The following is a 5,375-nucleotide window of genomic DNA, read 5'->3' on the forward strand; positions in this document are numbered from 1 at the left end:
CCTCGCCAAGCCGTTTCGCTGGACCTATATCGGCAAGCCGCTGATGGCATGAAATTGTCCAGTCAACTTAAGGTGCGAGGTACTAGTCTCTGTCCCACACAACGCTTCAGCCATCGACCAGAGATGTGGGAAACAGCATGCATACGGCCACCGCCTATCTCCAGAATCACGCTCAACACGCACAGATGACCCACTGGCGTCAGGAACTCAACGGGCTCAGTCAGGCCCGCACCTACCGTGAGCGGGTGTTGGCCAATGTCTATCGCCAGCTCATCGAGAGTCGAGAGGACACCACAGGGTTGTCGTCTGCAAAAACACGTCGCTAGATGTTGCCCGCTGGACTCTCGAACGTGGCCTGTCTCAACGCGCGAACCTCGTCCATCAGCGCCGTGCGTTCCTGCTCCAGCCGGCGTTCGCGCTCGCGGGCGATGGACAACGCCTGACGCTGGTCGTCGATCTGCACCAGCCAACGCGCCGATTCGGCGTCATGCGCGGCCTGGGCGCGCTCCAGCAGATCGGTCAGGGTCTTGATATGCACCTCGCGCTCCGTGCGGGCGGCGCGTTCCTCGGCGACTCCCGATTGACTCTGCGCCAGTGCTTGGGCCAGTCGTTCACGCTCGCGTTCCTCCTCCGCCTTGACCTGTTCCAGCCGGGCCACCGTCTGCTCGGCGGTGCGGGCCTGTACCTGCCACTGATCGCGCTTGGTCTCGGTGCGTTCCAGGGTCTCGCTCAAACGCTGCTCGCTCTGCTCCAGTTCGAGGATCCGCGTGGTCTGCTGGGTAGCGGTCTGCTCCAACTGCTCGACGCTGGCCTCGGCATCGGCCAAACGCTGGCCAAGATCGGCGCACTCGCGCTCCAGAACACGGGTGTGCTGGTAAGCGGTGAACAGCTCAGCCTGGGCCTGCTCCAGTGACTGCGCGTGCTGGTCACGCTCGGCCAGGGCCAGATCCCGCGCGTGCTCCAGGGCGTCGCGTTCCTGAGTCCGCTCGGCCAGCTGCTGGTCGCGTGCCTCCAGCTGGGCCAGCATCCCGGCACGCGCTTCATCCCACTGCGCCTTAGCCGTCTGACAGGCGACCTCCCAGAACGCGATCACCGCTCCCTGAAGCGACTCCGGCAGCGCCGGTAGCTGAAAGCGCCGCGCGGACTCTTCGATCCAGTCATTGACGCCGGCCTGGATCGCCGCCTGGCCGCCCTTGCCCCCAAGCTTGGTGCGTACCGCCACGACGGTCGGGCGCTCGCCGGCGGCGGCCAGTTGGCAGGCGGCTTCAAACGCCGCTTTGCGGGTGTCGCCGTGGGTACTCACTGTTCGCTTACGATTTGTGCTGCAACGAGCGAAGCATGGCTTCGCGCAAGATGGTATTGAGGCGCGTTTGATACCCCTTGCCCTGGCTCTTGAGCCAGGCCAACACATCCGCATCAATACGCACCGTGGTCGAGGTCTTGACGGGCTTGTAAAACGGGTTGCGCACGGCCAGCTTCCAGAACGCCTCATCCAGCGGCGGACTGTCGCTGTAGTCGATGGCACTGTCCGGCTGCTCGGACAGCGCCTTGAGTTCGGCTCGCTGCTCCTCGGTCAACGGCGGCAGGTGGTTCAGATCAACCTCATAGCGAACGTTGTCGTTCATAGCGCGTCCTCTCTTTCGGGTCGGCGCGTCGCGCCGAAATCAGGCGAATCACCTCCGTGCCGTCCTCCGCGTCCCGGACGGTATGGGCCACCAGGAGCAGCAGACACCCCTCCACAGTGCCCAAGGTTTGCCAGCGGTGTTTCCCCGTTCTCGATGCGGTCTTGTTCGATCAGTGCGAACGGGTCGGCAAAGACGCGGGTGGCCATCTCGAAGCTGACACGGTGTTTTCTGAGATTACTGCCCGCCTTCGCTGGATCCCATTCAAACAATGTGTTCATACATTAATGTTACTACTTTTGTGTAAATATCGCCAGCTATGACAGTGGTGGTGTGGGTCTACCACCGTGCTCAGGAACCGAGGCGCTCTCCGATGCCGAGGTCCAGAAAACGAGCTTTATGTGGAGCGTGGAGATCAGCGCTACGGTCCCTATACCGATACTTTTATGCTAACGCTGACTAACAAGCGCCAACACATGCACACTCATTTCTGAGTGAGGGTGTATCTACCAAAACACGCAGGAAGATCCCGCGTGCGCCATTGATGTCGCGGTCGACAGTCACGCCGGCGCTGGTGATCGTTTTCGCGCCACCGATCTGTTTGATCTCGCCGGTCCAACTGGCCGTTTTCGAGGTGTAGGCTTCGTTGACTCGAATCACGACCTTGCCGAGCCGTTTGGCCGCTGCCTCCAGGCGTTGACCGAAACGGAAGAAGGCATAGCCGAGCAGGGAGCGCACCGACTTAGCTCGGATTTTGCGCTTGGATTTCGCCGACATCTCTTTGGTCTCGAAGGTCGGCAGCAGGATCAGGTCGAAGCGGTCGAGCAGGAAGCGGATGGCCTGAAAGTGCAGTTCGTCGACCAGATCGCGAATCGTCCAGCGCAGCCGGTTCGCCGCCTTCTTGAGCCGGGCTTTCTGCCGATACTTGGCCTTGGCGATCCTGGAGAGCAGCCGATCGAGGTGATGACACAGCCGGGCGATGCGCGCGAAATCGCCATCGCCGAGCTTGAACGCCTGATCTTCGGCAAAGCCGGTCAGGAAAGTCCGGATGCCCGGATCGAGCGCCACCACTCGACCTTGATTCTCGGTCGGGATGATGGGCACACGATAGGGGACGATCACGAACCACCGGCCTTGTTCAAAGACCAGGCGCGAATCCCTCGGGTTGTCGGGGAAATCCTCAGCCCGTTTGAGGCTCCCGGCGATCCGAGGGTAAACGCCCGCGTCCTTGAGGGCGGAAGAAGGAATGAAACAGGATTGCTTCGGGTTCTTGCGTGAGCGGAAGCGAAGATCAAACGGCTCTCCGGTCTGGTTCCATCGCCGAATCCCGTTGGAGAACGCTTTATAAGCGTCCTCAACGGCGATCTTCTTGATCTGGTAGGGGATCGGTCCGGCCCAGTCCGGCAGGCTCGCCAGGATCTGTTTGGCCGCCCCCATCCAGTGTCGCTCCCGCTCCTCCTTGGGAAGACCGAGATGCTTGACGGTTTCGTTGTAGACGAATCTTGAGGTTCCGAGCCACTGCCGAAACAGGGTCTTCTGTTCCGGCGTTGGATAGAGCCGAATCCGCTTGGCCTTGATGACGTCGCCGACCGTGCATTCCACCCGCGAACTGATGGAGGATGGCGAGTAGATCGGCGGTGAGTTCGGCTTCTCGGGATTGATCCACTGGTTGATCGAGAACCACGATTTCTCCGCCGTTGTGTTCGACGAGAAAGGCGATGAGGTCGAAGCCGAAACGGGCGAGTCGGTCACGGTGGGCAACCACAACCCGGAGCTTGTCTCCGCGCAGGAGTCGTTCCAGTAAGGCACGCAGACCTTTGCGCTTGAAGTTGAGGCCGCTGCCGATGTCCTGGATGACGTCCGCGTCGGGGTAGACGCGCCGCAACCGCTCAACTTCTCGGGCGAGATCGTCGCGTTGCTTGGCGCGACTAACGCGGGCGTAGACGACGGTGCAAGCCCCAACAGCGCGGCGCAGATAGGCGTCAACGTCAAACAATCGCTGCCCGGCGGGGTTTCGGATTGTTGGGATGAGTCCTTGATCAGCATAGCGGCGCAGCGTGTTGGGGTGCAGCCCGAGTTCGGCCACGGCCTTGCGTAAGGGGACGTAGGCCATGCTTTTATTGAAAGTAACTAAAAGTGATCTTATGTTAGTTTATAGATAACTATTTCGCAACCCCTGTCGGTGGTCCGATCCCACTGCATCGCTACCGCAGCTTCAAGAAGACCAAGACCCAGCGGCGTACCGAACGCATCGAGGCCCTGGCCGAGAAGCTGACGCTGCCGGAATCGGTTTGGGGCGGGGCGGCGCCAGTGGCAACGCCAACTGCGGCGCCGGCGGCGGTCCCCTTCATCGACCCAGATCCGTTCCAGGAAATCGCCTACCCCAATGCCGTTGCCGCCAAGCGGGCGATTGCCGACTACCTGAATGTCCCCTTGGCCAAGTTGTCCGCCGAGGCGATGGACAAGCTCGACGCGGCCTTGGCCGACTCACTGCGCAAGGCGGATGTCATCGACTACGCGCGGATCAACCTGAAACCCCTGCTCGGAGGATGACATGCGCAGCGACGTGATGAAGCACTACGGCCTGACCCGCGACCTGCCTCGATCCGGCTACTTCGAGACCGAGCAGTTGCGCGAGGTGTTCGACGACATCAAAGTCGCCATCCATGGTGGCAAGCTCCTGGCCCTCGTTGGGCTCGTCGGCTGCGGCAAAACGACAACCCTCAACCGGCTGATCGAGACGTTGAAGGACGAGAAGAACATCCTGGTCTCCCAGTCTCTGGGCCGTCGACAAGCACCGCGTCAACCTCGGCACCCTGATGACGGCGCTGTTCTACGACCTGGTGACCGAGAAGGACTTCAAGATCCCGACCCAGCCCGAGAAACGCGAGCGTAAGCTCGTCGAGGTCATCGCCAAACGCCGCAAGTCCATCGTGCTGTTTGTCGACGAGGCCCACGACCTGCACCACAAGACCCTGGTCGGTTTGAAGCGGTTGATCGAGTTGGTGCAGAACAGTGGCGGCATCCTCTCGGTGGTGCTCGTCGGTCACCCCAAGCTCAGAAACGACCTGCGCCGACCGGCGCTGGAGGAGATCGGCGCCAGAACGGCGTTGTTCTGGCTGGAAGGCATCAAGGGCAAGGAGCGCGCCTATATCACTTGGTTGCTGGCCCAATGCACCCAGCCGGAGAGCCCCGAGATCCTGACCGACGAGGCTATCGAGCGCTTGGCCACTGGGCTGTCGACGCCGCTGCAGATCGAGCAATACCTGACCTTGGCGTTCGAGGCGGCCTATCAGGTCGGCCAGAAACCGGTCACCATCGACATCATCGAAAGTGTGTTGGCTGCGGACCTCGACGCGATGGAGGCGACCCTGACCCGGAACGGCTACAACGCCCGTGCCCTGGCCGAGTTGCTCAATGCCAGGCCGGCAGAGATTCGTGCTTTCCTGCACGGTCAGTTGGCGTCGGGACGGACCCAGGAGCTGCATGCACAGTTGCTGGCGGCAGGGTTACCGGGGTGTGATGAGCCACCATGGCCGAGGGGCGAAGCTCATTTGCAGACAATCTGGGTCGGCCCGGATGTTTGCAGGCTGTTGGCAGATTAATGTGGGTTCGAGACCCCGGATATTGTCAGTTAATCTGGGCCGAAAATCGCGATGTTTGCAGGTCGCTACACCAGCCCTTTTAAGTTGCAATTTTGAGACACTTCAGGTTCCCGCCAGCACCTTGGCCGTTGAGATATGGGGCTTGCCT

Annotated in this window: 8 protein-coding genes and 3 pseudogenes; 4 read left to right on the top strand and 7 right to left on the bottom strand. The window is 61.2% G+C overall.

What is annotated here, in order from left to right; translation table 11 throughout:
• Nucleotides 1–137 precede the first annotated feature (137 nt).
• On the top strand, nt 138–326 hold the full coding sequence (locus GJ668_RS19195) for a hypothetical protein (protein WP_155451701.1): 189 nt from the start codon (nt 138–140) through the stop codon (nt 324–326).
• Here GJ668_RS19195 and GJ668_RS19200 read toward each other — a convergent pair.
• The 7 genes and pseudogenes from GJ668_RS19200 to GJ668_RS19220 form a co-directional block, all read right to left on the bottom strand.
• The gene (locus GJ668_RS19200) at nt 323–1,303 is read right to left on the bottom strand and encodes a DNA-binding protein (protein ID WP_186343227.1); all 981 of its coding nucleotides are present in this window, start codon (nt 1,301–1,303) and stop codon (nt 323–325) included. The genes GJ668_RS19195 and GJ668_RS19200 overlap by 4 nt on opposite strands.
• A gap of 7 nt (nt 1,304–1,310) precedes the next feature.
• On the bottom strand, nt 1,311–1,625 hold the full coding sequence (locus GJ668_RS19205; RefSeq protein ID WP_155451703.1) for a BrnA antitoxin family protein: 315 nt from the start codon (nt 1,623–1,625) through the stop codon (nt 1,311–1,313).
• Nucleotides 1,603–1,740, bottom strand: coding sequence for a BrnT family toxin (locus GJ668_RS21150; protein ID WP_343032251.1), 138 nt, complete (start codon nt 1,738–1,740; stop codon nt 1,603–1,605). Before GJ668_RS21150 ends, GJ668_RS19205 begins: the two co-directional genes overlap by 23 nt.
• Before the next feature lie 16 nt (nt 1,741–1,756).
• Nucleotides 1,757–1,903, bottom strand: a pseudogene (locus tag GJ668_RS21155) (BrnT family toxin); the annotation flags it as partial.
• 178 nt (nt 1,904–2,081) lie between these two features.
• Entirely contained in the window at nt 2,082–3,152 is a 1,071-nt protein-coding gene (locus tag GJ668_RS19215) for an RNA-guided endonuclease InsQ/TnpB family protein (protein WP_246195026.1), read from the bottom strand.
• Nucleotides 3,150–3,224: pseudogene (locus tag GJ668_RS21325) on the bottom strand (helix-turn-helix domain-containing protein); the annotation flags it as partial. The pseudogene GJ668_RS21325 and the gene GJ668_RS19215, both read right to left, overlap by 3 nt.
• A gap of 16 nt (nt 3,225–3,240) precedes the next feature.
• Nucleotides 3,241–3,735, bottom strand: a pseudogene (locus GJ668_RS19220) (IS607 family transposase); the annotation flags it as partial.
• A gap of 197 nt (nt 3,736–3,932) precedes the next feature.
• On the opposite strand from GJ668_RS19220, the gene GJ668_RS20810 reads away from it, so the two are divergent.
• From GJ668_RS20810 to GJ668_RS19230, 3 genes are read left to right on the top strand one after another with little or no spacing between them, the layout of a single operon-like run.
• Nucleotides 3,933–4,175: a hypothetical protein gene (locus tag GJ668_RS20810; RefSeq protein WP_246195022.1), complete on the top strand. Its 243-nt coding sequence runs from the start codon at nt 3,933–3,935 to the stop codon at nt 4,173–4,175.
• A gap of 1 nt (nt 4,176) precedes the next feature.
• A complete protein-coding gene (locus GJ668_RS20815) occupies nt 4,177–4,518 on the top strand; it encodes an ATP-binding cassette domain-containing protein (RefSeq protein ID WP_246195023.1) in 342 nt (113 codons plus the stop codon).
• The gene (locus tag GJ668_RS19230) at nt 4,442–5,227 is read left to right on the top strand and encodes an AAA family ATPase (protein ID WP_246195024.1); all 786 of its coding nucleotides are present in this window, start codon (nt 4,442–4,444) and stop codon (nt 5,225–5,227) included. Before GJ668_RS20815 ends, GJ668_RS19230 begins: the two co-directional genes overlap by 77 nt.
• Nucleotides 5,228–5,375 lie beyond the last annotated feature (148 nt).

Origin of the sequence: Allochromatium palmeri (assembly GCF_009720725.1) — a bacterium.
Classification (GTDB): Bacteria; Pseudomonadota; Gammaproteobacteria; order Chromatiales; family Chromatiaceae; genus Thermochromatium; species Thermochromatium palmeri.

Coding starts and splice junctions, on each gene's coding strand:
- GJ668_RS20815 (WP_246195023.1), top strand. CDS start 4,177: ATGCGCAGCGACGTGATGAAGCACTACGGCCTGACCCGCGACCTGCCT.
- GJ668_RS19205 (WP_155451703.1), bottom strand. CDS start 1,625: ATGAACGACAACGTTCGCTATGAGGTTGATCTGAACCACCTGCCGCCG.
- GJ668_RS19230 (WP_246195024.1), top strand. CDS start 4,442: ATGACGGCGCTGTTCTACGACCTGGTGACCGAGAAGGACTTCAAGATC.
- GJ668_RS19195 (WP_155451701.1), top strand. CDS start 138: ATGCATACGGCCACCGCCTATCTCCAGAATCACGCTCAACACGCACAG.